Here is a 26581-nt window from a genome sequence, read left to right as displayed (position 1 = left end):
TACTCCCCAAGCGGTCAAACACCGCGAAAAATGCATCCTTCTGATCCTGCGAGTACCACCCGGATCCTGATGAATCACCGCTTAAACGAACCACGGTCGTTGCAACTCCCAAAAGTCGGGGTGTTGCAACGACCGCTAGAACCCAAGACCGGATTCGGGGCCCCAAGTGTTCGCTCGCGCTTGACGGCAGGGGGAGGGTTAGAAGCCGGAGGTTCCGACGAACACCTGGATGAAGGCGAAGAAGATCGTCGCGATGACCGCCACGTACAGCAGCGCAGTGATGATCCACCCGGCGTCGCCGAGGATCCTGGCCACCCCGGCAGGCACCGGGATCACGCCCTGGACAATATTGCGTACCGTCACCCAGACGAACAGCGGAATCATGGCTGCCCAGACCACCATGCAGAACGGGCAGAGGATGTGGATCACGTACAGTGCCTGGGACCACAGCCACACTACAAAGATGAAACCCAGCGTGATGCCCGCCTGCAGCCCGAGCCAGTACCACCGTGCAAACTTCGCCCCTGCCAGCAGCGCCATCCCTACCGTGATGGTGACAGCGAAGGCGACGATGCCGATGAACATGTTGGGAAAGCCGAAGACCGAACTTTGGGGAGTCTGCATCACCTGGCCGCAGGAGATCCAGGGATTCACATCGCAGACGGTGGTGTGGTTGGGGTCCTTGAGCACCTCAAGTTTCTCCAGCACCAGGGTGCCCGACGCGAGCCACCCCACGATGCCGGTGATGACCAGCAGCCACCCGAAGGGACGGTCACGGGTCATGGCCGGCAGGGAGGTGCCGGCAGTCGCGGGAGTTCGTCCGGATTCGTCGGCGTAAGCGTGTCCGGAATCCGTGCCGGTGGAAGACGAAATGCTGGGCATGGGGCTGGCGTCCTTTGTCTGGGGGTGCTCCTGCCCAGATTGTATCGCCGCGAACTGGGTGCAAGCTTGGGGGAGCCAGCCGTTCGCGGGTCCCTTGACCGCCTTTGTCACATAATTACGGCGTTTTTGTACGGTGGTGTGAGAGAATGAACGTGGCTGGAGCGCGAACCACATTCGAGTTCCGGTCCGGTGGCTTGTTCCCAAGACCGCCAATGAGAAGCAGTGCAGGCTCCGGATTCGGAAATCCGGCCTCCCGCATTCCATTGGACGGCACCTGGTTGTGGATTGCAGAAACAACGGGTTCCAGTAGCATTCCCGCCGGCCTTTCAGGGCTGCCGCACCCCACTGCCGGTGCGAACCTGAGGGCATCCAATTGACTTCTGTCAACGCCCGCGGGTTTTGACAATACGTGCCCCAACGGGTGCCGGATGTGGCGGCATGTCAGGGGCAGGAGTGTTGCCACATATGGATAATGACCAGGTAATAGCCGTTAATGAAGAACCGGCTGCCAGTGCAGAAGCAGTAGCCGCGGAGGCTCCCAAGAAGGCCACCCGAACCAGGCGCAAGGCAGCGCCGAAGGTAAAGGAACCGGAAGCCCAGCTCTCGCTGCCGGAACCCGAACTGCAGGAGCCCGCCCTCGCTGAACCCGCACTGTCGGCTGAGCCCGCTGTGTCGGACCCGGCAAATGCCGCGCATGCCGAAGTGGCGGCAGTGGAAGCTGCCGTTGCCGAGGCCAAGGCCCCGGTGCGGCGCACGCGCTCCCGCAAGAAGGTTGCTGACGAGCCCTTGCCCGCCTTCGCCGGCGATGCAGGTGCTGACACAGGCGCCACGGAGGTCACGGGCGCAGACGCAACGCTTCCGGGCGGTGCAGTCTCCCCTCCCGCCGAAGCTGCCGCCGTCGAATCCGCCACTGAGATGCCTGCCGCCGAGGTGAAGCCGGTGCGCCGCCGCCGCGCCACCAAACCCAAGGCCGTGGAACCCGAGACCGTCGCGCCTCAGACCGCGGAAGCGGCGGCTGAACCCGCCGCCGCGGCCGAAGCGCCGGCGTCCGAAACACGGGTTGAAGAAACACCCGTCACGGAAATACAGGCTGAGGCTGCAGCCGCCGCGGCGACCCCGGAAGCCGAGGCCGCAGAGGCCGAGGAGGCACCGTCGCAGGCCGCTCCTGCCGGTTCGCTCTTCCTGGAGCCCGCGTCGGTCACATCGATCATTTTCCAGGCTCCTGACCTGAACACAGTGATCCGCCCCGCAGCGGCGCCCGCTGCAGCGGAGGAAACTGACGCCGAAAGCAGCGAGGACAGTGACCTGGAGGACGACGGCGGACGCCGCCGCCGTCGCAGCCGCGGACGCCGCGGCCGGAGCCGCAGTGAAATCACCGACCGCGACGACGCCGAAGGCGACTCCGAAGGAGCCGACGCAGCCGACGACACCGACGAAGAGAACGCCGGCCAGCCCGAAGAAGGCGTGACCTCACGCCGGCGGCGCCGCCGCCGCCGCGGTGACCAGGACCTTGAGCTCACCGGCGGGGGAGATGACGATCCCCCCAACACTGTGACCCGTGTCCGCGCTCCACGTGTCCCCAGTGAACCCGCCGTCAACAACCGCGTAACCAGCGTCAAGGGCTCCACCAGGCTGGAAGCGAAGAAGCAGCGCCGCCGCGAATCCCGCGACACCGGCCGCCGCCGCACCGTCATCACCGAGGCCGAATTCCTTGCCCGCCGCGAATCCGTGGACCGCCAGATGATCGTGCGCCAGCGCGACGACAGAATCCAGATCGGCGTCCTCGAAGACGGCGTGCTGGCCGAGCACTTCGTGTCCAAGACGCAGCAGGACTCCCTCATCGGCAACGTCTACCTGGGCAAGGTCCAGAACGTGCTGCCGTCCATGGAAGCCGCCTTCGTCGACATTGGACGCGGCCGCAACGCCGTGCTCTACGCCGGTGAAGTGAACTGGGAGGCCGTCAACCTCGAAGGCAAGCAGCGCCGGATCGAGAACGCCCTGAAGTCCGGGGATGCCGTCCTGGTCCAGGTCACCAAGGATCCCGTGGGCCACAAGGGCGCACGCCTCACCAGTCAGATCTCCCTGCCCGGACGCTACCTTGTGTACGTGCCCGGCGGCTCCATGACGGGCATCTCCCGCAAGCTGCCCGACGTCGAACGCAACCGCCTCAAGCGCATCCTCAAGGACCGCCTGCCGGAAAATGCCGGCGTGATCGTCCGCACCGCGGCCGAAGGTGCGTCCGAGGAAGAGCTCACCCACGACATCAACCGCCTCCGGGCGCAGTGGGAGGGCATCGAGAGCCAGTCCAGCTCCACGAAGGTCCTCGCCCCGGAACTGCTCTACGGCGAACCGGACCTGACGATCAAGGTGGTCCGCGACGTCTTCAACGAGGACTTCTCGAAGCTGATCGTTTCCGGCGAGGAAGCGTGGGACACCATCGAGGCCTACGTCACCTATGTGGCACCCGACCTGGTGGGCCGGCTGGAGAAGTGGACCAAGGACACCGACATCTTCGCGGCGTGGCGGATCGACGAGCAGATCCACAAGGCGCTGGACCGCAAGGTGTTCCTGCCGTCCGGCGGTTCCCTCGTGATTGACCGCACCGAAGCAATGACCGTGGTTGACGTCAACACCGGCAAGTTCACCGGCAGCGGCGGCAACCTGGAAGAGACGGTCACCAAGAACAACCTGGAGGCGGCCGAGGAAGTCGTCCGGCAGCTCCGACTCCGCGACATCGGCGGCATCATCGTGATCGACTTCATCGACATGGTGCTCGAATCCAACCGCGACCTCGTACTGCGCCGCATGGTTGAGTGCCTCGGCCGCGACCGGACCAAGCACCAGGTCGCGGAGGTGACCTCGCTGGGACTCGTGCAGATGACGCGCAAACGGATGGGCACCGGGCTGCTGGAAGTCTTCGGCGAGCAGTGCGAGGCGTGCGCCGGCCGCGGCATCGTCACCCACGACGAGCCGGTCGAGCACCGCCGGGCCAATGTCGTTGCCGCCGAGCACCACATCCCTCGGGCGGAGCACCAGCCCGCCGTGCGCCCGGAGCGAAAGAGCCGCCGCCGCGGCAAGGGCGGCCAGGTTCCGGCCGAGTCCGCGCCTACTGCTCCCGCCGCAGTCCATCACGAGCCAACCGAGGCCGAGCGCCATGCCAAGGCCGAAGCCACCCGGGCGGCCCTCGCCAACATAGCGGCAGCGGCACACGCAGCCCACCTGCACGAGGATGCCGCCCACCACGGTGTCTCCGGCGATGCGGCGCGGCCTGCTCCGGTGCCGGCGGCCTCCGCTCCGGAGAGCCCGGCAGTGCACCGCAGCCCGGAGACGGAAAGCATTTCCGGCCGTCCCGGCGCCGTGCTGACGTTCGGAGGCGAGAAGGTGGTGCTTCCCTTCGTCGAGCACGCCGACGAGCCGGCATCCGAAACGCCTGCCCTGACCCTGGACCGGCTTGAGGAAGCCTTCGCGCACCTTGGCGAGCCTGCTGCTCCCGCTGCGGAGGAGCCGACGGCGGCCCCGGTACCTGCTGTTATTGATCCGGCTGCAGCCGGCCCTGCCACTGCGGTAGCTGCCCCGGCGCGAACCGGGGCGAGTCCCGCTCCGGCGGTTGCGGAGAACGACGCCGACCGGTTCGCGGATCACTCGGCCGTGCAGACCCGGGCCCGACGTCCGCGCCGGAACCGCAGCGCAAGCCGTGCGCAGGGCGCAGCCAACGAGACGTCCGTGGAACACCATGAGACGGCGCCGGCAGCAGTGGCCGGACACTCGCATGAGGCCAAGGCTCCGGAAGCGGACAAGGTGGCTGCCGCCAAGCCGGCCAGCGAGCCGATCATTCTTGGCGTAGGCGTACCCGCGTCTGAGCTCTGAGTCGACCCCTTCCAACGGGCCGGTGCTGCAATCGCAGCACCGGCCCGTTGGGTTTTGGGAGTAAGCCGCTAGGCTGGGGGACTGACACGGGGTGCCGAGCAAAGTGCCGGCTGAGATCCAAACCCGTTGAACCTGACCGGTTAGCACCGGCGAAGGGATGTCTCCTTTGTCCTCAGCATCTGTCCTGCCTCCCGCGGTTGATTCCTCCGTTGCCGCCTTCAAATTCTCCCCGCGCACCGGCCGGGACATTCCCCGGGTCTTGGCGATCGCCGGCTCGGACCCTTCAGGAGGCGCCGGAGTCCAGGCGGACCTGAAGAGCATCGCGGCCAACGGGGGCTATGGAATGGCCGCCATCACGGCGCTGACCGCCCAGAACACCCGCGGCGTCAGTGCCGTCCACGTGCCGCCGGCGGATTTCCTGACCGCGCAGCTGTCAGCTGTCAGCGACGACATCACTGTGGACGCCGTGAAGATCGGCATGCTGGGCGACGAAAAGGTGATCACCGCGGTCCGCAACTGGCTGGAGAAGGTCCGTCCCGGCGTCGTGGTTCTTGATCCGGTCATGGTTGCAACGAGTGGGGACCGGCTGCTGCAGGAGTCCGCGGAGTCTGCACTTCGGGAACTCCTGCCGCTGGCCGACCTGATTACGCCCAACCTTGCCGAGTTGGGCATGCTGCTCGGGGAGCCGGAAGCCGCCACCTGGTCCGACGCGCTCGAGCAGGGAAAACGGTTGTCGGCCGAAACCGGGGCCACAGTCCTGGTCAAGGGAGGGCATTTGGACGGTGCTGATTGCCCGGACGCCCTCGTGAATACCGGTGGTGTGTTGTCGGCTGACGTCGTGGTGGTGGACGGCGAGCGGGTTCCGACGCGCAACAGCCACGGCACAGGGTGCTCGCTGTCCTCAGCCATGGCTACGGTGCAGGCGCGCTTAGGGGACTGGGAGCTGTCCCTGCGTACCGTCAAGCCGTGGCTGGAAGGGGCCCTCCGCACGTCCGGGAGGCTCGACGTGGGGCACGGCAACGGACCTGTCCACCACTTCCACCACCTGACGGTGGCGGGCGAAGGCAGCTATGCCGGGATGCTCCACGCCGAAGCCGCACCCGACCTGGAATCGATCTACGGCCTGGGCTTCATCCGCGGCCTGGTGGAAGGCACCCTGCCGGAAAACGAGTTTGCGTACTACCTTGCCCAGGATGCCATCTACCTCAACGGGTATTCACGCGTCCTGGCGCGGGCCAGCGCCCTTGCCCCCACCGAGGCCGAGCAGCTCTTTTGGGCGCGTTCCGCGCAGCAGTGCCTCGAAGTCGAGTCGGAGCTGCACCGCAGCTGGCTCAGCACCCGGACGGTGCGGGCGGAGCTGGGGCCGGTCACCAAGGCATATGTGGACCACCTGCTGGCTGCTTCTGCATCCGGAAGCTATGCCGTGCTGGTGGCGGCGGTGCTTCCGTGCTTCTGGCTCTATGCCGACGTCGGGGCGAGCCTCCACGCCGAATTTGCGGCGGCGGGCGCCCCGGAAGAGCATCCGTACGCGGAGTGGCTGCGCACCTACGCCGACGAGGACTTCGCCGCGGCCACCCGGCAGGCCATCGGGATCACCGATGCCGCCGGGCGCGCGGCGTCTGACTGGGAACGCACCCAGATGCTCACGGCCTTCCGGCAGTCCTGCCGCTACGAAGTGGATTTCTTCGACGCGCCACGCCGCCTCGGCTGAGCGGCGGCGGGCGCGGCAGCCGGTACGATAGATGCGCACGGTTACGGCAGGCGGTGCGGCAGCCCTTGTGGCGCCTATCACGGACAGCCCGCCGAAACCAGCCTCATTTGCGGCCGAAGGCGAAATTAGCGTAGTCTAGATCTTCGGTGCTTACGCCAACACTTGGGTTATGACCCCGGAACGATCCAATCGGAATTGTTCTTGGGATAGCTCACGGGTTCCCCCGGGGAATCCACGGCGTTGAGGCACAGCGAGAGCCAGGCCAAACAATTGGACCCAGGTTCCGCACGCAAATTTAGTAATAAACGTCGAGAGAAGTGAGTTCCCAAGTGGTGTACGCGATTGTCCGCGCAGGCGGCCGCCAAGAGAAGGTTTCCGTTGGAGACTTCGTTACCCTGAACCGCGTCGCCGGTGGAGCTGGCAGCACCATTGAGCTGCCCGCACTGCTCCTGGTAGACGGTGACAAGGTCACCTCCGCAGCTGCGGACCTGGCCAAGGTAACTGTTACGGCTGAGATCCTTGAGGACCTTCGTGGTCCGAAGATCGTCATCCAGAAGTTCAAGAACAAGACCGGTTACAAGAAGCGCCAGGGTCACCGTCAGGAACTGACCAAGGTCAAGATCACCGGTATCAAGTAACCACTGGTTACTGTTCAGGTTTTCAGCAGATTCCCCAGAATTTAAAGGCAGGCATTCCAAATGGCACATAAAAAAGGCGCGAGCTCCACTCGCAACGGTCGTGACTCCAACGCCCAGTACCTCGGCGTCAAGCGCTTCGGCGGCCAGGTAGTTTCCGCTGGCGAGATCATCGTCCGCCAGCGTGGAACCCACTTCCACCCCGGCGCAGGCGTTGGCCGTGGCGGCGACGACACCCTGTTCGCACTGCAGGCCGGCGCTGTCGAATTCGGCACCCGCCGCGGCCGTCGAGTCGTGAACATCGTTGCTGCTGCAGCTGCAGAGTAACAACAGGATCTGAACCGGTGGAGCGGGCCATGATGGCCCGCTCCACTGTTCTTTTAACCGCATTACAATCAATTTGGGTGTCCAAGACAGCCAGATTAAGCACAGAGGAGATTCACCGTGGCGAGCTTTGTAGACCGGGTAGTACTGCACGTATCCGGCGGTACCGGCGGCCACGGCTGTGTCTCCGTTCACCGTGAAAAGTTCAAGCCGCTCGGCGGACCCGACGGCGGCAATGGCGGCAACGGCGGCGATGTCATCCTGCGCGTGGACCTGCAGACCACCACGCTGCTGGACTACCACCACGCCCCGCACCGGCACGCCACCAACGGCGGCCCGGGCATGGGTGACTGGCGCGGCGGCAAGAACGGTGAAACGCTGATCCTGCCCGTCCCGGACGGCACCGTGGTCAAGACGAAGGACGGCAAAGTCCTCGCCGACCTCGTCGGCGAAGGCACCGAATTCATTGCTGCTGCCGGCGGCATCGGCGGCCTTGGCAACGCCTCGCTGTCCTCGCAGAAGCGTCGCGCCCCCGGCTTCGCACTGCTGGGCATCGAGGGTGATTCCAGCGACATCGTGCTGGAACTGAAGTCCATCGCGGATATTGCCCTGGTCGGATTCCCTTCGGCGGGCAAATCCAGCCTGATTGCCGCGATGTCCGCTGCCCGGCCCAAGATCGCCGACTACCCGTTCACCACGCTCATCCCCAACCTCGGCGTGGTCCAGGCCGGCGAGGTCCGGTTCACCATCGCAGACGTCCCCGGACTCATCGAGGGTGCCAGCGAAGGCAAGGGCCTGGGCCATAACTTCCTCCGCCACGTGGAGCGTTGTGCGGCTTTGGTGCACGTTTTGGACTGCGGTACGCTCGAATCTGACCGTGACCCGCTCTCCGACCTCGCCATTATTGAAGCCGAGCTTGAGAAGTATGCCGTTGACATGAGCTACGCCGGCACCGACGGAGAAGTTGTCCCGCTCAACCACCGGCCCCGGCTGGTGGCACTGAACAAGGTCGATCTGCCCGACGGCAAGGACATGGCCGAGTTCGTCCGCCCGGAGCTGGAGTCCAGAGGCTACCGCGTCTTCGAAGTCTCAGCCACGAGCCACGAGGGCCTGCGCCAGCTTGGTTTCGCCATGGCCGAGATCGTCAAGGCCGCCCGGGACACGGTGGCGGCCACGCCGCCCAAGGTGCACGCTCCTGTCCTGCGCCCCCGTGCGGTCAACGAGGCCGGCTTCAAGATCCGCCGCGAGGAGAAGAACCTGGAGCCGCTGTTCCGCGTCCTGGGCGAGAAGCCTGTGCGCTGGGTCAAACAGACCGACTTCACCAACGAGGAAGCCATTGGCTACCTGGCCGACCGCCTTGCCAAACTGGGTGTGGAAAACGAACTGTTCAAGCAGGGTGCCAAGCCCGGCGACACAGTGGTGATCGGTGAGGACGACGGCGTTGTGTTCGACTGGGAGCCCACCATGATGGCGGGCGCGGAATTGCTCGCCGCGCCGCGCGGTACTGACGTCCGTTTCGCTGACATCGGAGACCGGCCGACGCGTGGACAGAAGCGCGATGAGCAGGTCGAGCGCCGTGAAGCCAAGGCCGCGGCACGCGCCGAGCTGGAGGCTGAGCGCAAGGCCGGAATCTGGACTGAGTCAGTCAGTGGACGCCGTGCCGCACGGCCTCTCAAGGAGAGTGGACTGAACACCGACAATGAGGAGTGAACCCGCACACGTGACCGATAATTCCGCAGTAGTCATCGAGGAAACCAGAACCGACGACCGCAGGATGCTCGCGAGGGCACGCCGCATCGTAGTCAAGGTCGGATCGTCGTCGCTTACCAGCATCAAGGGCGGAATCTCGGAGGAGGCGCTGACCGAACTTTCTGACGCGCTGGCGGCCAAGTGCAACGCGGGCGCCGAAATCATCCTGGTTTCCTCCGGGGCAATCGCGGCAGGACTGGCACCGCTTGGCCTGGCCAAGCGTCCGCGCGACCTCGCCACGCAGCAGGCAGCTGCCAGCGTGGGCCAGGGCCTCCTTATGGCCCGCTACACACAGGCTTTCGGCGCGCACGGTGTCACCGTCAGCCAAGTGCTTTTGACTGCAGATGACCTCATGCGGCGAAGCCATCACCAGAACGCGTTTCGCGCACTGAACCGTCTGCTGAACCTCGGCGTTGTGCCCGTGGTCAATGAGAACGATACCGTCGCAACCCACAAGATCCGCTTCGGCGACAACGACCGCCTCTCCGCCCTCGTTGCCCACCTGGTTCGCGCCGATGCGCTGGTGCTCCTTTCCGACGTCGACTCGCTTTATGACGGTCCGCCCTCGAAGGGCGCCAAGCGGATCCCGCAGGTAGACGGCCCGCAGGACCTTGAAGGTGTATCCATCGGCAGTCCCGGCAAAGCCGGGGTGGGAACCGGCGGCATGCAGACCAAGGTGGAAGCAGCCACAATGGCTGCAGATTCCGGCATCCCCGCGCTTGTAACTTCCACCGCGAATGCGGCCGCGGCCCTTGCCGGAGAAGACGTGGGAACCTGGTTCTCCGTCAACAGCGGACGCAAGTCCGTGCGCATGATGTGGCTCGCGCACCTCGCGCACGTGCAGGGCCGGCTAATACTCGACGACGGCGCCATCACCGCCGTGCGGGACAACCACACCTCGCTGCTCCCGGCGGGCATCACGGCCGTTGAAGGCACCTTTGAATCCGGCGACGCCGTCGAAATGGTATCTGCCGACGGCACGGTCATTGCGCGCGGCCTGGTCAACTACTCCGCCAGCGAATTGCCGCAAATGCTGGGCCGCTCCACCGTGGAGCTGGGGGAGTCCCTGGGGCGCGGCTTCGACCGTGAGGTTGTTCACGTTGATGACCTGGTTCTGGTCTAACGGCCGCACTCGCCTAGACTTGAATGATGACTGAGGCACTGATGAACCAAGCAGCAGAGACATCCACCGACGCTACGCAGGTCCCTTCCATGCCGGAAAACTCCCAGCCGACACCGGCAGAGGTCGAGGCGGCCGTCTACGCGATCGCCGACCGTTCCCGCCACGCTGCCCGCAGCATGTCCCGGGCCAACCGCGCCCTGAAGGACAAGGGTCTTCGTGCCATTGGAAGCGCTTTGCTGGAGCGCAAGGCCGAGATCCTTGCCGCGAACGCCAAGGACGTGGAAGCCGGCCGCGCGAACGGAACTTCGGCCGCCCTCCTTGACCGGCTGACGCTCAACGAAACCCGGATCGACGCCCTCGCAGGCGCCCTCGAAAATCTCGCGGGCCTGCCCGACCCCGTCGGCAACGTTGTCCGGGGCCAGACGCTGCCGAACGGCCTGCGCCTGCGTCAGATCAACGTCCCCATGGGCGTGGTTGCCGCCATCTATGAGGCCCGCCCCAACGTGACTGTTGATATCGCCGGTCTCGCGCTGAAGAGCGGCAACGCCGTGATCCTGCGCGGCGGCTCAGCGGCGGCTGCCACCAACGAGGCCCTGATCCTCGTACTGCGCGAAGCTCTCGACTCCGTGGGCCTTCCTTCGGATGCCGTCCAGAGCGTCGACCAGTTCGGACGCGAAGGGGCCAATGTGCTCATGCGTGCCCGTGGCCGTGTTGACGTGCTGATTCCCCGCGGCGGCCGTGAACTGATCCAGACCGTCGTGAACAATTCCTCCGTCCCGGTCATCGAGACAGGCGAGGGCAACGTTCACATCTTCATCGACGAGTCTGCCGGCGAGGACATGGCCGTGGAGATCCTCCTCAACGCCAAGACCCAGCGGCCCAGTGTCTGCAACACCGTGGAAACGCTGCTGGTCCACTCCGGCTCCACCGTCCTACCGGCGGTGGCCGAGGCGCTCAGCAAGGCCGGCGTCCGTCTGCATGCCGATGACCGGATCCGCGCCGTGCTGCCCGCATCCGTAGAGTCCGTGCCGGCCACCGACGAGGACTGGGCCACCGAGTACATGGACCTGGACCTGGCGGTGGCCATGGTGGACAGCCTGGACGAAGCGGTGCAGCACATCCGTACCTGGACCACCGGCCACACCGAGGCCATCCTGACCAACAACCTCGCGAACGCCGAACGCTTCATTGCGGAAATTGACTCGGCGGCGGTGATCGTGAACGCGTCCACGCGCTTTACCGACGGCGGCGAATTGGGTTTGGGTGCCGAGGTCGGCATCTCCACGCAGAAGCTTCATGCGCGGGGTCCGATGGGCCTCACGGAGTTGACCACCACCAAGTGGATCGTGCAGGGCGAAGGCCAGGTGCGCGGTTAACAACCGCGGTAACCGTGGCTAACAACGCGGTAACATAGTACAGAAGTCCGGAACGGCGGGAATTTCCGCCGTCGTCATCCTTTCAGTCCTAGGGGAGAAAATGCTGCTCCAGCAGATCGCCGTGTCAGTTGCCGAACACGAAGAACGGGCCCCCCTCTGGGCTGAACCGTGGGTTTTTGGCGTGTCGATCTTCAGCATCCTGCTGGTTCTGATGTTCATCACGCTGTCCTACTCGAACCTGGGCAACCGCCACTCCCCGGTGGACGAACATTCGGATCCGCACCGCCAGCACCCCAACAAGCACGATCACGGGCAGGGCCACTAACATTTCCACCGCATTGCATCACGGCGGTCCGCAACGCCGGCTGAGGTTGGGCGTGATGGGCGGGACGTTCGATCCCATCCATCACGGCCACTTGGTGGCGGCCAGCGAGGTAGCCGCCAAGTTCGGACTGGACGAGGTGGTCTTCGTTCCGACCGGCCAGCCGTGGCAGAAGTCGAGCAAGAAGGTCAGCGAGCCGGAACACCGCTATCTCATGACCGTGATTGCCACGGCGTCGAATCCGCGGTTCACCGTCAGCCGCGTGGATGTGGACCGTCCCGGTCCCACCTACACCATCGACACGCTGCGGGACCTGCGGACCCAGCGTCCCGATGCGGACCTGTTCTTCATCACCGGTGCGGACGCCCTGGCTCAGATCCTGTCATGGAAAGATATCGACGAACTGTGGTCGTTGGCCCACTTCGTGGGCGTCACCCGGCCGGGGCACGAACTGGACGGCATGGGCCGAAAGGACGTCAGCCTCCTCACGGTGCCGGCCATGGCCATTTCCTCAACGGACTGCCGCGCACGCGTGGCGGCCAACAATCCGGTCTGGTACCTGGTGCCGGATGGCGTGGTTCAGTACATCGCGAAATACGGACTTTACGCCGCGCCGCGGACCCAGCGAGGCAGCTCCGCGCTTACCGAGACAGACGATCCCGACAGCACTGAATGAGTTTTTAAATGAGTCAGGAACAGCCACCCGTCCGCAGCCGCCGTGAATTACGGAAGGCCAGAGATGAAGCCCTGGGTAAGAACCGGGATGACGCCAGCACCACGGGTGCCGGCGGGGTAGCCCCTGCCTCAAAGCAGCCTTCCCCGAAACAGCCTTCGTCAAAGCAGCCGGCTGATCCCCGCGCAACGGAAGCGTCCAGGGCCGCCGGCGCTCCACGTCCCGCGGACACTCCCCGCAATCCCGATGGCGCCCGCGCCTCTGATGCAACGCGTCCATCCTCCGAATCTGGGCGTGTCCGCCGCGTCGCGCCGGGGCCCGTGGATTCCGTCCCCGCAGGCTCAGCGGCTGAACGCTCGTCCCAGATCAGGGCGAGGGACCGTGCCGCGCTCCGCACCATCAAAGAGCTCGCGGAAAAAGAAGGGCAACTGTCCGGAGGCGGACCGCCCACTCGCCGCCAGCTCAGGCTGATGCAGCTGGAACAGGCTGTCACCTCGGCCATGCCCGTGGTCCCGCCCGCTGCTGGCGGCCCGGCTCCCGCCCAAAAGAAGGGTTCCACGCAAGCGCAGGCACCTGCAGCGCCTGAACCGGTGCAAGGTCAACCCCCAGCCCAACCGCAGGCGCCCGCGCAGCCGAAGGCCGCGCCGGCGTCGGCCGGGGCGTCCGCCGGGGACGAGTTGCCCGAGGGCATGACCGTCGAACAGGCACTTGAGGCCCGCACCCTCATCGCCGAACAGGCCAGGAACCAGCTCGCCAAGATGGAGCACATCGCTGCCGCGGACCCGGAAGCCGTGGACCCCGAGATCCTGGCTCAGCAGATAGCCCTTGCTGAACGGGCTGCCGTTCTCAACAAGCGTGCCATGGCCAAACAGAAACTTGCCGAACAGAACGCCCCGACGCAGCCGCAGAACGGCCCGTCCACGGCCAGCAACCTGGCCATGGTAACGCCCCTGGAATTTGTCCAGGTTCCGGGAGTGGACCGCCCCGTCATGAAGCGGCCGGCCACATCCTATGTTCCGGTGGTGACCAGCCCGGGGCCACGCGTTCCCGCACGGGGCGCACGCCAGACCAAGAAGTCGCGGTCAGGCGGCAGCACGCCGTCGACGGGACGCTCGCGGGTGATCGCCCGTGCCGAGGCGGCAGCAAGGGCGGCGTCCGGAGCCGCAGCTCCTCAGCCGAACGCCGCCTGGGATGCGGAGTCAAATGAGGATTTTGCCGGGCTGCCGCCTGTGTCAGCGAAGTCCGCCTACGGACTGGATCCGCTCGATGCCGCAACGGCCGGTCTCGGCAGAGCCCACCGGCTCCGGCTCCTCCAGTTGGGAGTGCTGGCCCTCGGGGCCATTGCCCTCATTACCGGAATCATCATGATCATCAGCGGCCTCTCGCGCTGACTTCAGCAATAACCACCAGGTTTTACACCACAACAAGGAGTCCCGTGACTGCATCCGATTCATCCATCACCACAGCCCGACACGCAGCGAGGGCCGCGGCGGACAAGATTGCCCAGGACATCGTTGCCCTGGACGTCAGCGAGCGCCTTGCCCTCGCAGACGTCTTCCTGATCGCTTCCGCGCCCAGCGAACGCCAGGTCAACGCCATTGTCGACGGCATCGAAGAGGAGCTTATCAAGCAGGACCTTCGCCCGGTCCGCCGCGAGGGCCGCTCGGCCGGCCGCTGGGTCCTGCTGGATTACTCCGACGTAGTGATCCACGTCCAGCACGAGGAAGACCGCGTCTTCTATGCCCTCGAGCGACTCTGGAAGGACTGCCCGGTCGTGGACCTGCAGCTCGGCGACGACACCTCCGCCAAGGCCGCCGCGACTTCCGAATCAGAGTAGGGCTGGCCCGAACAGTGGCCAATATGCCCGATTTGGAATTTTCGGAATCGCTGTTCTAAGATATTTGAGTTGCTTCGGAGAGATCCGAACAAAAGGTCGGGCCCTGAGGCGAACGCTGAAGGTGCCGGAGCAGCGAAAATTAGGGGCTGTGGCGCAGCTGGTAGCGCACCTGCATGGCATGCAGGGGGTCAGGGGTTCGAGTCCCCTCAGCTCCACCAAGAAACCGCTGGAACTCAGGGCTGCGGCCCGGTTCCGGCGGTTTTTCTTTGCCGAAATTCAGCACGGCTCTGTGTTTGCCCGTGTTTTGGAGACGCGAACACCAGCGATCGAGGGCTCGGGAAGCAGCGCAGCGTAGATTCCTGCACCAGAGGTCTTTTGTCGCTCCTTTAGCCGGCTCAGAACCGATGGTGTGTGCATCCTGGCTGGGCCTGAGGTGTCAGGGTGACGGGCCTGTGGGCGGGGCAATGCCGTTCCTGTTCCATGAGCAGCTCGGCGTTTTGAAATGAGGGCCCAGCCGCCGTCCACGATCGGCATAATCAGCGTCCGGCCTCTCGACGTGCCGGCTGGATCGGAGGACGATTAAGGGGCACCGCTTTTAGGAGGTCAGTGATGTGCGGTTCATACAGCAAGGATTTCCGTCGCGACGCCAGGAAAGACGCCACACGGGATGCTGACGAGCGCCCGGAGCGCCGGGTGGAGGCAAAGGACTTCAAGTTCTGGGCCTTCCCTTGGCGCCGCAGGGAGTTCACGGTCCAGGAACCCGAGCAGGCTCCTGACAGGACCGGGGAGAAGGTCTAATCCGAGAACGGAAAGAGGGGCAGCCGCAATGGTTGCCCCTCTTTCGTGCCTCTCTGGACTATCGGCCGAAGAGCCGCCCGAACGCCGACTCCTTCACCTGCAAACGTCCGGAACGTTGCTCACCCCCCATCGTGGGGGTCGGCGAGTACCACGTATTTGAGGGGGAGCTCCCGCTTTTTCACAAGGCCCTCGGGCGAGAGTGAACATGTCCTGGAGCGGACCAAACCGCTAGTCCGAAGCTCCGGATGGCCGGGCCCGGCGTCCCCAGCAGCGACGGGCCCGGCAACACACCCTCGGCTGGGTGGCCGTACTCTAGCGGGAAGGCAGGTAGACGGACACCCTTCTCGACCAACGGTTCCCTCAGGAGCCCTAAGCGTCGCCGCCTGCAGACGGTGGAGGCCCAGATCCCGCCCCGCTGTTTCGACCGCGAAGGCAACAGCGGCGGAGGCGAGTCGTTTGCCAGTGAATGCACTGTCGACCCAGTATCCGATGTGGGCGCTGAGAAATGGCCCGCGGACAATGCCGGTCAGTGTGAGACACCCGACGATGCGGTCACCGACTTGGAGGACCCATGGAAGTTCCGAACCTGAGGCGTGCATGTCCATCTTGGCGGAGATAACTTCGCTCTGACCGTCCGGCGTGAAGAAGTGCTCGGACCGCTCCGGTTCCCACGGGGCAAGGTGTTCCCTGTTCCGTTCGTAGGCAGCGGACATGAGTTCAGCATCTGCCTGGCGCAGCAACCTGACCTGCACATCCCCGATCAAAGTTTTAGTCCCCGCCATCACCGGGTTACTTTAGCCGAGAAGTCGTCGCAACGGTTCCTGGCCGCCAGAGTGCTCGGCGGGTTGCGCCCGCCGAGCGTCGCCGCTTGGTCTGTGGCGTCCATCGTGGCGCACTGATGTGCGGCCTCAACGGAGGCATCACCGCCTTCGCAGCAGCTTTTCCAGAAGAAGCCACTGGAACTGGTCATCAGCCCGGTCCAGCGGCTTTGTTTTATCCGGTGCCGATATGATTTCCTTCATCACTAGCGATTTTTATAGGGGAGATATGGAAGGTACCGTGCAGCCGGACCCCATGACTCGGCGAGGATGGATTTGGCTGATTGCCGCGGGGTTCTCCGTATCGATCACGGGAATCATCGTCGGCTTGCAGAAAGCCGGCCCGCTTTGCGGCAGTGCGCTGATGCCGCAAAGCCGCGCCGCTGAAATCTTCGACGCCCTTCGGAGCCGCTCCCGTGCCGCGGCAGAGTGCTATCGGAGTGTCGACTCTTCTGCGGTTCCGACCTGGATCCTTATAGTGCTGGGCATCGCCCTGGTCCTTGCAGGAGTCATCATCCGGGTGCTCAGCATCAACCGATACGCGGCCAGCGCAGCATCCCCGTCTGTGGCGTCGCAGATCCAGGAACTTGTACGCCTGCAGCGGCAGGGTCTGATCTCCGACGAGGAGCTCAACACCAGGCGGGCCGAATTACTCAACCGCCTGTAAGGCCGTTGGCGCCGCAGAGGGGAGTAGGCCTTCCCCGTGCCCAACGGTTCGAGGCATACGGAACCTCGTGGTTAGGCTGCCTGCCAGCTGACCGGAAGCTCCTTGAGCCCGTAAATGATCGTGCTTTCCACCCGCTCGAGGCGCGTTTGGGCGTCCACGACCAGTCCGGGCAGGCGGGACAGAATGGCCGCAAGTGCGATCCTCGCTTCAAGTCTGGCAAGAGGGGCACCGAGACAGAAGTGAATGCCGTGGCCGAAGGCAAGATGCCGGACAGGACCGCGGTCGATATCGAACTGGTCAGGTCGCTGGAAGTGCCGCTCGTCGCGGTTCGCCGATCCGATCCACGCCACCAGCGGGGCTCCGGCGGGGATCTGGAGACCGCCCAGGGTAGTTTCTGTAGCCGTCACCCGGTACATGGACTGGACGGGAGAACGGAATCGCAGCACTTCTTCTACCGCCTGCGGCAACAGCGACGGTTCCGCTTGGAGCCGTTCGATTGTGCCGGGCACTTCCGTGAAACAAAGCACCGCGTTGCCGATCAGGTTGGTGGTCGTTTCATTGCCGGCGACGAGCAGCAAACTGCAGAAGCCCAGCAGCTCGGCGACGCTCAGTTTTTCGCCTTCAATCTCGGCTGCGAGCAGGTTGCTGATCAAATCACTTCCAGGGCGGCGTCTACGCTGTTCGATCATGGCCAGGAAGTACTCAGTCATGTCCCAATTGGTGGTGCGGTGGTCGGCACCCTCCCCTCCCGCCCGCGTTTGGCTGACGATGACATCGGACCACTTCTTGAAGCGATCACGGTCCTCGGCGGGTATGCCCATGAGTTCCGCGATCACGATCACCGGCAGCGGGTACGCCAACTCCTTGACAAGGTCGGCCGTACCGATGGCAGCGATCCCGTCCAGCAGTTCCTCCGTGAGCGTTGAGATGCGGGGAGCAAGCCCCTCCACTGCCTTCGGCGTGAACGCCTGAGTCACCAGGGAGCGCAATTGCCGGTGCCGGGGTGGATCGGTGGTGACCAGACTCGCCGCGAACAACTGGCCCGCCTCCGACGGATCGCCCCCGCCCATCCTTGAGGAGAACGTAGCATGTTCGGAAAGCACACGCTGCACGTCGTCGTACCGGAAGGAATGCCAACTCCCTGATAGCTCGTCGTGGAGGACAGGTGCGCTTTCCCTCATCCTCTTGTAATGAGGGAAGGGGTCCATTCGATGCTCATTATCCGGTCTGAAGTCCATGGCTGGCCTCCCTGCTCAGCCCGCGGTCTTTCGGGCACAGACGAAGTGTCGGGGCCGCGCGTTGCCCGTCTCACCGGTAGACGCGGACCCAATCGACCTGCATCTGGGTTGGTTTGGTGGCCGTTCCGTTCGGGAACCAGTCGAGCTGGAGGGTCTGGTGCATCCCGACCGTCGGCAGATGGGCTGGATTCGTGTCGGTGAACCACAGGATTCCATCGATGTATCCGGTGATCCCCGTTGAGGTCCACTGCACGGCATAGTTGTGCCATTGGGTGACGTCGATCGTCCGTGCCCCCCGAGTCTGATAGCTGTATGGTCCGGCGCAAGCGTAGTGCAGGGCGAATTTGACCATGGTGGTATCGGTGAGCGCCTCGGCGTAGTCAACTTCAGCGCAGTTCGGCGAAGTGTTGCCGTTCGGCCACAGGAGCACGACAGGGTGGTATTTCGGGTCCCGCACGCTGGTCTTCATTCGTGTTTCCCAACGGCCGTACTTTTGTTGGGCGAAAATTGCCGACATCCCGCCCGTCGTGCCGGAAACGTTGCCGCTGACCGTCGCCACTCCGTTGGCCACGTTCCACGCCTTTGGGCTACGGATCCCTTTGCCGGCGTGACCCAGCCCGTCGTAGAGTTTCCATTTTTGCGGGTTGGGCGCCCCGACGTAGGAAAACTCGTCGCCTGCCACCACCCGGCCCCACCCCCGCAGGACTGCAGCCTGGACTCCGTCCGAGGCCGCCGTTGCTACGAATGCCGGGTCCGATGCCGGTACCGACAAGCGCCCATTCAGATTCGCTGCCGCCAGACTCAATGTGGCGGCAGCAATAACCGCTGCTGCCAGCTTTCGCTTCAAACGCATGGCTCTCCTCGGCTCTGCATCATCCACAGCGCCCCAGCAACACGCATGCGGGTCATTCCGCTAGGTTCAGGCTACGGGACAGACCTTGGGAAAGTCTTGGAGTCCGGGGTCCCCACTTGCGCTTAGCCACTCAAAAAGGCCGCGGCGAGAAGTCAACGTGCCGGGCGCGGGGACGGACTGATTGGCTTCCAGCCCAATTGTGCATTAGGCTATTCAGGTTGCTTCCGGGAGACACAAAAGTCCGGCAGGAACAAGGTTTGGGGCTGTGGCGCAGCTGGTAGCGCACCTGCATGGCATGCAGGGGGTCAGGGGTTCGAGTCCCCTCAGCTCCACCAAGAAACCGCTGGAACTCAGGGCTGCGGCCCGGTTCTGGCGGTTTTTCTTTGCCGAAACTCGACACATCTCTGACACGTGGGCACCTTTCGACCACTTTTCACGGAACCTTCATGCATCCTTCTGACGCCTGAGCAAATCCAGGCCAGGTCACAGAAAAGTCGCAACAGGGTAAATTTTGTCCCACGAACCGCCCTTCCGCCAGGTCGCAGCTTTAGGATGAGCTCGTTTCACTCACTCGAAAACATGGGGGTACAACTTGAGTTATCCGCAATACCCGCAGCAGCAGCAAGCGCAACCCTGGCAGGGCGAACCGCCACTCTGGGCTCCGTACTACGGCGCGCCTTTCCCTGCATCAGTCCGCCGGTTCTTCAAGAAGTACGCCACGTTCTCAGGGAGGGCCAGCCGCAGCGAATACTGGTGGTGGACCCTGGTATCCGTTGGCGTAAGCATCATCGTGAACATCATCATAGGAGCGGGAGCTTCCGCCACGCCGGCAAGTTCTAGCCTCGGCAGCACCCCGGCTCCCGGACCTGGTGCCATCGTCGGCTACGTTCTGCTCGTCATTTGGGCGCTGGCCACCATCGTTCCGTCCCTGGCGCTCACCGTACGGCGTCTGCACGACGTGAACTTGAGCGGCTGGCTGGTGCTCCTCGGGCTGGTGCCGTTCCTGGGTGCACTGGCCTTGCTGGTGTTCATGATTCTGCCCTCCAACCCGGCAGGACAGCGCTTCGACCAGCCCGGCGGCGTCTAGTCAGGACCTGGCCGCAAGGACCTCTGTTCGGAGAGCGCGAAAGGGGCTGCACTGAGGTGCGGCCCCTTTTGTGTGCCCAGGGCGGTAGTGGCCCGAAATCCGCCAACAGAGTTCGTTTGCGCCACTTCCGGGATCAGCCCATGCTGCCGGGCGAGCGGAGGAGTCAGGGGAGTGCCCGGCGGGCCGTCCCGCCGGTGAGGAGGTCCTCAACCCTGGCCGGCACGAGGTCGTTCAGGAACTGCAGCCGGTCATCAGGGGACCTGGTCGCCGCTGCAGCCTGCCCGACGGCCTCCATTGCAGATCGCGCGGTGGCCCTGGCATCATCCGCTTCCAGGCCCCAGGCCGCTCCTTCCCGGACGAGGTGTTCCAGTGTGAGGTGATTCAGCCCGATCTGCCCGCCGAGCGCGTGGCCGGCGTTGGAGCTTGGCGGGTAGAGCAACAGCGTGGGCGCCACGTCGTACAGGGGAGCGAGCAGCACTTCGCCGCCGTCCCGGATCAGGACCGAGTAGTTTTTCGAGTGGGCATCGCCGTTGCCGATGACAAGGTTGAATGTGACGGCCCGGAGCAGGTCACGTCGGAAATCGTCAGGGTCGCGGGTGTGCGGTGACGCGGCAGCAACGACTCGGGTGAGCCGGGACGGCGGGACCGTGGTTCCCTCGTACTTGGCCGTGCTCGCGAGGGCGAGAGCCTGGGTGAAGTCTTCCTGGTGCAGCCTGCCTCCGTCCGGGGTGCGGTCAAAGCGCGTCACGACGATGGCGTCCCGTTCCCCGAACGTTTCCAGGTGCGCCTGGGCTGCCGGCAGCCCCGCTGCCGCAGCGACCCGGAGGGCCCAGTCTTCGGAGGTGAGGAGCTGGGGGATCGGCGAATCGAGCGGCTCGGGCTTGATGATGTGCGTGGACACCGCGCCCCGTCCGGGCCAGGCCCACCCGCCGTCGTGCCTGCTCAGGAGGACCTTTGACTGGACGCCGCCCAGGGAGGCCGTGATGGCGAAGTTGGCGGGCAGATCCCAGGTCGGCAGTGACTCAACGACATGGCGGACCTCCTCGTCCGTCATGGCTACCGCCTGCGAGGGCCCGTCCGGTCCGGTTCCCGGCGGCAGCGCCTGCACCGCGCCGGCGCAGTCGGCCCCGAGGACGGACAGCAGGCCGAGGGCATCCGGTGCGGTGATCCGGTTCTCGGCAGCCAGGTGCGAGCGGACCTGGCCTTCGGGCAGCAGTCCGTCGAAGTAGTTAAAGACCGCGGGGCCGTCCAGTTTCTTCCGCGACACCGGGAGCGCCAGGGAGAGCAAGATGGACGATGCACCATATTCGGCGACGATGTCCCGGTCGTACTGGAAGGCCAGCCTCAGGGGCGTGCCGGAGAGAACCCCGATGTGGCGTCCGTGCAGGAAGACCTCAAGGCTGCGGCGGGTCACGGCTTGACCTGCAGCTTGGAGAACCGGGGGATCAGCGCCACATCCCGGCCGAGGGCACGGATTGCGTCCATCGCGACGATCATGGATACCGCTTCGCCGTGTTCGAGGCGGTGGATGGTGCGGCGGGTGGTGCGGATCCGGTCGGCCAGTTCCTGCTGCGTCAGGGATGCTTCCTTGCGGGCATCGCTGATGGCTAGACCGAGAGAGATGGCATCCACTGCGCGATAGAACGGTGTCAAGTCCGGCGAATGTGACATATTTTGATCATATCGGGATTTTCTGCGTTTGGGACATATCTGGCACATCCGAGCTTACTTCGCAGATGCACCATATATGTCCCATTGTTAGTGGCGTGCGGCTCCGACCCGACCCAGCCTGACCTGCGATCTCCTGGGGGGAGGGGCACTGGAATCTTATGATGGGGACGTCAAGATACATGCCAACGGGCAACGCCGTTCCGGGTAGCACGGGCACCGGTGCGCCCAAAGTAATCGACACGCCTTGGCAGGTGCGGGAACCTGCCAGCGCGCGCCGGAAGCATCATTCCAGGATCTTCTGTTTGACGATCGCCAGGTAGTCTCCGGCGGCTTCCTCGAAGCCGAAATCCAGCCAGTACGATTTCAGGGCCGTCGTCGCCGCTTCGTATTCAGGAGATTTCTCGTCTGGAAAAGCTCCGCTGGTCGCCGGAGCTGCATGAAGCACAACCAGGTCAGCGGACCTGCCGATCGTCTCGATAATTGCGTGCAAAGCCGAGTAGCCGATCCTGTCGCCCCGGTATTCAGGAAGGATTTCCAGGGACGAGACGACCATCAGGTCACCGCCGTACTGGAGATACTCGGCCACCAGGTCCGGGCGGTCACTCGTCAGCATCTCTGCGACCAGCTCCATTTCCCGGTCCGTTCCGTCGGCTGCCACGGCGAGGTTGAGCATCCCTGCCTTTGGCACAAGGTAGACGGCCGCGCTTCCGACTTGGACGTCGTCTTCGTTGTGTCCGCCGCTAATAGTGATTTCCCACCGCATCGGAAGGTCAGCCGGATCGTGCTCGGGGCCGGGGGCGCCCCGATACCGGAGCCTGTACTCGAAGGTCAGCAATTCCGGATCGATCGCGGTCATGACGCCATCCTTGAGTTAACTCCAACGATGCTTACAGGGGAAGTTTATGCCCGCAGCGGCCCAGGAATCTCGACTTCGTTCGATTGCAGCGACAGCCGCGGCCCCTGACGCGCGGATTAGGATAGGCAGCGTGAACGAGACGCTTCCTCCCTGCCCAGATTGCTCAAGCGAATACACGTATGAGATGGGTGCCCTCCTGGTCTGCCCTGAATGCGGCCACGAATGGTCAGCGGCGCCGGCTGAAGCGGACGGGCCGGGGGAGCGGGTCATCAGGGACGCCGTGGGAAACGTGCTGGCCGACGGCGACACCGTCACCGTGGTCAAGGACCTCAAGATCAAGGGCAGCTCCAGCGTCATCAAGGTTGGCACCAAGGTGCGCGGCATCCGCCTCCTGGACGGCGTGGGTGACCACGACATTGACTGCAAAGTCGACGGTGTGGGTCCCATGCAGCTGAAGTCCAGCGTGGTGAAAAAGGTTTAGGGACCGACAGCAGTACGAGCCACGGAAACGTCAGCGAGCCCTACCGGCGCCCGTCGTGTGCCGTTCCCAGCTTCCGCCCCCATGTCCTCGTGATAGGGGAAATGCCGGTGAAATGGTGTATGTTGCATTCCCGTCAGATAAGAACGTCAGAGAAGAGAACGAACCAAGTGGCAACCGATTACGACGAAGTACGATCCGACGTCAAAGAATCTCAGGACAGGTCCCTCGAGGCGCTTCAGTCCGCGAACGCCCCGGACGCCCGCAGCGTCGTCCGGGAGCTGGACGAGGCTGACGCCTTGGACGGCGCCGTCACCCCGGGCGGAGAGTTCGTCGCCGAGGAACTGGTCGTCCAGGTCGTACCCCAGGCGGAGGACGAATTCACCTGCTACTCCTGTTTCCTGGTCCGGCACCGGTCCCAAATCGCACGTGAAAAGGACGGTCACGCATACTGCACTGACTGTGAAGGCTAAGGCGGAACTACGCGCCGGGCTGCTCCCGGATCCGGAATGATGCACGGTGCCGCCGCGGCAACAGATCCGCGGCCGCATCACGAAGCTGATTGCGAAGAGAATGTGAACATTGTCTTGAACGGGTTGCAATTGAACATCTCAAGGTATGCGGTTGCGCTGAGCTTCCAGAAGCGTTCGTGCCGCCAAAACGGACGCTCATAAATCGAGCAGAAGAGGGGATGCAGCTTCCGAAAGCCCAGCGAAGCGCGCTCGATGGGCACGAAATACCCCACCGTGAACACGACCATGCCAACCACTACGGCGGAGACATCAAGCGCGTCGCTGCAACAACACGCCAGGCCAGTCCTGAGTCGAAACAGCCCCCAACCGACGCTGTCCGACGAATCAAGCTTAATTCGTTGCCGCAAGCAATCAGGTGGGGTAGCGGCTTCTGGAGGTCCCGATGCTGCATTCCGAAGAAGGGTTCATTCCCGTCCGTCAGCGACGGTGCGGGTTTTGGGCGGGCTGCCCGCACCGGATTCGCGGTAAGTTTGCTCAGTAGCCCGCCCCCTCGAGGGGGCGCGGCATATTCGGCATCGGCAGGCAGTAAAGAACAGGCGGCGGCAACAGGTGACGGAAAACAGCCTTGGGCACCTACTGGGCAGGCTGCGGAGGTACCCGGACGTTGAGGCCGCGAACCTGCAGGCATGGGACGCCACCGACACGCTGCTGCTGGAAACAGCCGCCGACTTCCTGACGCCCGAGAGCAGCGTTGCGGTCATCGGCGACCGCTACGGGGCTCTCGCGCTGGGGCTGCTCGCTGGCCGTGCGTCACCGCCTGCGCGGGTTCGGGTGCACCAGGATCTCATCACGGGGGAGCGTGCACTCCGCAACAATGCTGCTGCACTCGGCGTCGACGCCGGGTTTGTGCAGCTGCCCCTGGGGGCAGCGCTGCTGGACGGCGCGGACATCGTGCTGCTGCAGCTTCCCAAGACGCTCGCCGAGCTCGAGGAAATTTCCGACGCCGTGGCACGGTACTCGTCCGCCGGAACCGTGCTGCTTGCCGGCGGCCGGGTTAAGCACATGTCCCTTGGCATGAACGCGGTGCTGGGGCGGTATTTTGAAACCGTCCAGCCCCAGCTGGCGCGGCAGAAGTCACGGCTCCTCGTGGCATCGGGCGCAATACCCGGGCAGCCGGCGTCGCCGTACCCGGTGATGGAGCACAACGCCGAGCTCGATCTCACCGTCTGCGCGCACGGTGCAGTATTCGCCGGCACCAGGCTGGATATCGGAACGCGCTTCCTGCTGGAGTTCCTTCCGGCGATCCCTGCGGCCGGCAGCGCAGTGGATCTGGGCTGCGGCACCGGGATCCTGGCGTCCATGTATGCGCGCGCCCATCCGGGGTCGGCGGTGACGGCCACGGACCAGTCAGCGGCGGCAGTTGCGTCCGCAGCGGCCACCGCAGTGGCGAATGGCCTGGACAGGCAGATCACTGTTCTTCAGGACGACGCGATGAGCTCTGTTCCGGCCGGCAGCGCCGACCTCATCCTGCTAAATCCCCCCTTCCACCTTGGCGCGAGCGTCCACGCCGGTGCGGGGATCAAGATGTTCGAGGCCGCGGCCCGGGTGCTGGCTCCCGGGGGTGAGCTGTGGACGGTCTTCAACAGTCATCTGCCATACTTGCCGGCTCTCGAAAGGCTCGTTGGACCGACCCGCATCAAAGGCAGGAACCCGAAATTCACGGTGGCTGCCAGCACCAAACTGCACGGCAGCTAAGCGCCGCAGCCGGCACGGGCTGCCCTCCGCCTTGGTCCGCGTGTGGGGACATACCCGTATACCGGTAGGTAACGTACGATTCAGACATCGATAGTGACGCACCGACGATGCTTAGGGGATTCATTGACCGAGATCCGCCAGCCCACACCGCGGCGCGGAACCAACCTTCCCCGCATGGGTGACTTCAACCTGACAGTCATCCTGGACGCGATCCGGCGATCCTCAGGAGGCCTCAGCCGCGTTGAGCTGGCGCAGATCGTAGGCCTGTCGCCGCAGACAATCTCGAACATTTCCCGCCGGCTGCTGGACCAGAACCTCATTGTCGAGGCAGGGAAAGAGGGGAGCGGGCCAGGAAAGCCACGGACCATCCTGCGACTTAATCCGTCGGGTATGTATGCAGTGGGTGTGCACCTGGATCCCGCCGTCGCAACTTCCGTGCTGCTGGACCTCACAGGTGCAGTGGTTCAGCATTCGCAGATCAAGACTCCGGACGACGGCAATCCGGATGCCGTCATCTCCGCCATCGCCGCAGAGATCGAACAACTCGTGGACGCTTCCGGCGTGGACCGGGACAAAATTGCCGGCCTGGGGGTGGCTACTCCGGGTCCGATCAACCATGACCACGGCACCGTGGTGGAGCCGCCGTTGCTGAACGGGTGGGACAGCGTTCCGCTCCGGGACGCGCTGGCCGAAGCCACGGGGATGTCGGTGCTCATGGACAAGGACGTGACCAGCGCCGCCGTGGCGGAAACCTGGGCTGGCGGCCCCAGCGGCACGGGCAGTTTCATCTTCATGTACATGGGCACGGGTATCGGCTGCGGCATTGTCCTCAACGACGAGGTGGTCCGCGGTACGTCGGGTAACGCCGGAGAGATCGGCCACATCATCGTTGATCCGGACGGGCCGCCCTGTGACTGCGGCCTTCGTGGCTGCGTAAAGTCCTCTTGCATTCCCCAGGTTCTCGTGGCGGAAGCGCAGGCCGCCGGCATTCTGGACGACTCAAGTCCGTTGACGAGCGGGCCTGCGGTGCAGGACGGTTTTGCATTGCTCTGCGAGGCTGCGGAGGCGGGAAACGGCGCGGCCGCTGCGATCATCGACAAGTCCGCGGCGCTCGTGGCGCGGGCAGCGGCGGTGGTGGCCAACACGCTCGACGTCGACCGCGTGGTGTTCGGCGGACCGTTCTGGGCTCCGCTGTCACGGCGCTATTTGGACCAGGTTCCCGAACTGATCAATCAGAACAGCGACGCGGGGAACATCCATGGCATTGAAGTGGTGGGCACGGGTGTGGGGGAGGACGTCGGGGCCGTGGGCGCTGCGTGCCTCGTCCTGGAGCACACGCTGGCTCCGCGGGCGCAGCGGCTGCTGCTGGAGGGCTGAGGTTTCGGACC

The 26581-nt window shown here is 64.5% G+C and carries 25 protein-coding genes, 2 tRNA genes and 1 riboswitch; of the genes, 20 read left to right on the top strand and 7 right to left on the bottom strand.

Annotated elements, in window-relative coordinates:
- Positions 1 to 198: 198 nt before the first annotated feature.
- Positions 199 to 882, bottom strand: a complete 684-nt coding sequence (locus AC1DD3_RS08550) for a vitamin K epoxide reductase family protein (RefSeq protein WP_230119641.1) — start codon at positions 880 to 882, stop codon at positions 199 to 201.
- A 465-nt stretch (positions 883 to 1347) separates the two neighbouring features.
- Between AC1DD3_RS08550 and AC1DD3_RS08545 the strand changes: the two genes are divergently transcribed.
- From AC1DD3_RS08545 to AC1DD3_RS08485, 13 genes are all read left to right on the top strand, one after another.
- A complete protein-coding gene (locus AC1DD3_RS08545; protein WP_476881418.1) occupies positions 1348 to 4749 on the top strand; it encodes an Rne/Rng family ribonuclease in 3402 nt (1133 codons plus the stop codon).
- 77 nt (positions 4750 to 4826) lie between these two features.
- Positions 4827 to 4924, top strand: a riboswitch (TPP riboswitch).
- Positions 4907 to 6460, top strand: coding sequence for a bifunctional hydroxymethylpyrimidine kinase/phosphomethylpyrimidine kinase (thiD, locus tag AC1DD3_RS08540; RefSeq protein WP_476881417.1), 1554 nt, complete (start codon positions 4907 to 4909; stop codon positions 6458 to 6460). Its footprint overlaps the riboswitch before it by 18 nt.
- A gap of 329 nt (positions 6461 to 6789) precedes the next feature.
- Positions 6790 to 7098: a 50S ribosomal protein L21 gene (gene rplU, locus AC1DD3_RS08535; protein WP_230119644.1), complete on the top strand. Its 309-nt coding sequence runs from the start codon at positions 6790 to 6792 to the stop codon at positions 7096 to 7098.
- A gap of 60 nt (positions 7099 to 7158) precedes the next feature.
- A complete protein-coding gene (gene rpmA, locus AC1DD3_RS08530; RefSeq protein ID WP_003803426.1) occupies positions 7159 to 7422 on the top strand; it encodes a 50S ribosomal protein L27 in 264 nt (87 codons plus the stop codon).
- 117 nt (positions 7423 to 7539) lie between these two features.
- Complete coding sequence (gene obgE, locus AC1DD3_RS08525) at positions 7540 to 9129, top strand: GTPase ObgE (protein WP_230119638.1); 1590 nt, start codon at positions 7540 to 7542, stop codon at positions 9127 to 9129.
- 64 nt (positions 9130 to 9193) lie between these two features.
- A complete protein-coding gene (gene proB / locus AC1DD3_RS08520; protein WP_230119643.1) occupies positions 9194 to 10291 on the top strand; it encodes a glutamate 5-kinase in 1098 nt (365 codons plus the stop codon).
- A 26-nt stretch (positions 10292 to 10317) separates the two neighbouring features.
- Positions 10318 to 11667, top strand: coding sequence for a glutamate-5-semialdehyde dehydrogenase (locus AC1DD3_RS08515; RefSeq protein ID WP_476881416.1), 1350 nt, complete (start codon positions 10318 to 10320; stop codon positions 11665 to 11667).
- Between the two features lie 100 nt (positions 11668 to 11767).
- On the top strand, positions 11768 to 11992 hold the full coding sequence (locus AC1DD3_RS08510; RefSeq protein ID WP_230119636.1) for a hypothetical protein: 225 nt from the start codon (positions 11768 to 11770) through the stop codon (positions 11990 to 11992).
- Between the two features lies 1 nt (position 11993).
- Positions 11994 to 12665: a nicotinate-nucleotide adenylyltransferase gene (gene nadD / locus AC1DD3_RS08505; protein WP_476881423.1), complete on the top strand. Its 672-nt coding sequence runs from the start codon at positions 11994 to 11996 to the stop codon at positions 12663 to 12665.
- Positions 12666 to 12982: 317 nt separating this feature from the next.
- Positions 12983 to 14053 carry a hypothetical protein gene (locus AC1DD3_RS08500; RefSeq protein ID WP_476881415.1) on the top strand — a complete coding sequence of 357 codons (1071 nt, stop codon included), beginning with the start codon at positions 12983 to 12985 and terminating at the stop codon, positions 14051 to 14053.
- Between the two features lie 44 nt (positions 14054 to 14097).
- A complete protein-coding gene (rsfS, locus tag AC1DD3_RS08495) occupies positions 14098 to 14499 on the top strand; it encodes a ribosome silencing factor (RefSeq protein ID WP_230119633.1) in 402 nt (133 codons plus the stop codon).
- Positions 14500 to 14641: 142 nt separating this feature from the next.
- Positions 14642 to 14717, top strand: a tRNA-Ala gene (locus AC1DD3_RS08490).
- Between the two features lie 391 nt (positions 14718 to 15108).
- Complete coding sequence (locus AC1DD3_RS08485) at positions 15109 to 15297, top strand: hypothetical protein (protein ID WP_230119632.1); 189 nt, start codon at positions 15109 to 15111, stop codon at positions 15295 to 15297.
- Positions 15298 to 15416: 119 nt separating this feature from the next.
- Here the strand turns inward: AC1DD3_RS08485 and AC1DD3_RS08480 are convergent, their stop codons facing one another.
- Positions 15417 to 16079 carry a GNAT family N-acetyltransferase gene (locus AC1DD3_RS08480; RefSeq protein WP_476881422.1) on the bottom strand — a complete coding sequence of 221 codons (663 nt, stop codon included), beginning with the start codon at positions 16077 to 16079 and terminating at the stop codon, positions 15417 to 15419.
- A 292-nt stretch (positions 16080 to 16371) separates the two neighbouring features.
- On the opposite strand from AC1DD3_RS08480, the gene AC1DD3_RS08475 reads away from it, so the two are divergent.
- Positions 16372 to 16782 (top strand): hypothetical protein, encoded by a 411-nt coding sequence (locus AC1DD3_RS08475; RefSeq protein WP_476881414.1) that lies wholly within the window; start codon positions 16372 to 16374, stop codon positions 16780 to 16782.
- Between the two features lie 71 nt (positions 16783 to 16853).
- Here the strand turns inward: AC1DD3_RS08475 and AC1DD3_RS08470 are convergent, their stop codons facing one another.
- Positions 16854 to 17990 (bottom strand): cytochrome P450, encoded by a 1137-nt coding sequence (locus AC1DD3_RS08470; protein WP_476881413.1) that lies wholly within the window; start codon positions 17988 to 17990, stop codon positions 16854 to 16856.
- A gap of 100 nt (positions 17991 to 18090) precedes the next feature.
- The gene (locus AC1DD3_RS08465; RefSeq protein ID WP_476881421.1) at positions 18091 to 18873 is read right to left on the bottom strand and encodes a glycoside hydrolase family 16 protein; all 783 of its coding nucleotides are present in this window, start codon (positions 18871 to 18873) and stop codon (positions 18091 to 18093) included.
- 259 nt (positions 18874 to 19132) lie between these two features.
- On the opposite strand from AC1DD3_RS08465, the gene AC1DD3_RS08460 reads away from it, so the two are divergent.
- Together AC1DD3_RS08460 and AC1DD3_RS08455 are read left to right on the top strand one after the other, a co-directional pair.
- Positions 19133 to 19208 (top strand) — tRNA-Ala (locus AC1DD3_RS08460).
- A 257-nt stretch (positions 19209 to 19465) separates the two neighbouring features.
- Complete coding sequence (locus AC1DD3_RS08455; protein ID WP_476881412.1) at positions 19466 to 19960, top strand: DUF805 domain-containing protein; 495 nt, start codon at positions 19466 to 19468, stop codon at positions 19958 to 19960.
- A 163-nt stretch (positions 19961 to 20123) separates the two neighbouring features.
- Here AC1DD3_RS08455 and AC1DD3_RS08450 read toward each other — a convergent pair whose 3' ends face one another.
- The 3 genes from AC1DD3_RS08450 to AC1DD3_RS08440 form a co-directional block, all read right to left on the bottom strand.
- A complete protein-coding gene (locus AC1DD3_RS08450; protein WP_476881411.1) occupies positions 20124 to 21374 on the bottom strand; it encodes a type II toxin-antitoxin system HipA family toxin in 1251 nt (416 codons plus the stop codon).
- On the bottom strand, positions 21371 to 21631 hold the full coding sequence (locus AC1DD3_RS08445) for a helix-turn-helix transcriptional regulator (RefSeq protein WP_476881410.1): 261 nt from the start codon (positions 21629 to 21631) through the stop codon (positions 21371 to 21373). The genes AC1DD3_RS08450 and AC1DD3_RS08445 overlap by 4 nt, the downstream gene beginning before the upstream one ends.
- A 283-nt stretch (positions 21632 to 21914) precedes the next feature.
- Positions 21915 to 22487 carry a hypothetical protein gene (locus AC1DD3_RS08440; protein ID WP_476881409.1) on the bottom strand — a complete coding sequence of 191 codons (573 nt, stop codon included), beginning with the start codon at positions 22485 to 22487 and terminating at the stop codon, positions 21915 to 21917.
- Between the two features lie 130 nt (positions 22488 to 22617).
- On the opposite strand from AC1DD3_RS08440, the gene AC1DD3_RS08435 reads away from it, so the two are divergent.
- From AC1DD3_RS08435 to AC1DD3_RS08420, 4 genes are all read left to right on the top strand, one after another.
- Complete coding sequence (locus AC1DD3_RS08435) at positions 22618 to 22968, top strand: zinc ribbon domain-containing protein YjdM (RefSeq protein ID WP_476881408.1); 351 nt, start codon at positions 22618 to 22620, stop codon at positions 22966 to 22968.
- 167 nt (positions 22969 to 23135) lie between these two features.
- Positions 23136 to 23438: a DUF4193 domain-containing protein gene (locus AC1DD3_RS08430; protein ID WP_476875607.1), complete on the top strand. Its 303-nt coding sequence runs from the start codon at positions 23136 to 23138 to the stop codon at positions 23436 to 23438.
- A 609-nt stretch (positions 23439 to 24047) separates the two neighbouring features.
- Complete coding sequence (locus tag AC1DD3_RS08425) at positions 24048 to 25193, top strand: class I SAM-dependent methyltransferase (protein WP_476881407.1); 1146 nt, start codon at positions 24048 to 24050, stop codon at positions 25191 to 25193.
- A 123-nt stretch (positions 25194 to 25316) separates the two neighbouring features.
- Positions 25317 to 26570, top strand: a complete 1254-nt coding sequence (locus tag AC1DD3_RS08420) for an ROK family transcriptional regulator (RefSeq protein WP_476881406.1) — start codon at positions 25317 to 25319, stop codon at positions 26568 to 26570.
- The last annotated feature ends 11 nt before the right edge of the window (positions 26571 to 26581 follow it).

The sequence above is a fragment of the Arthrobacter sp. 05T444 genome (assembly GCF_056395905.1).
Note: the sequence above shows the minus strand (reverse complement) of the source record. Positions and strands in the feature narration are given on the sequence as shown.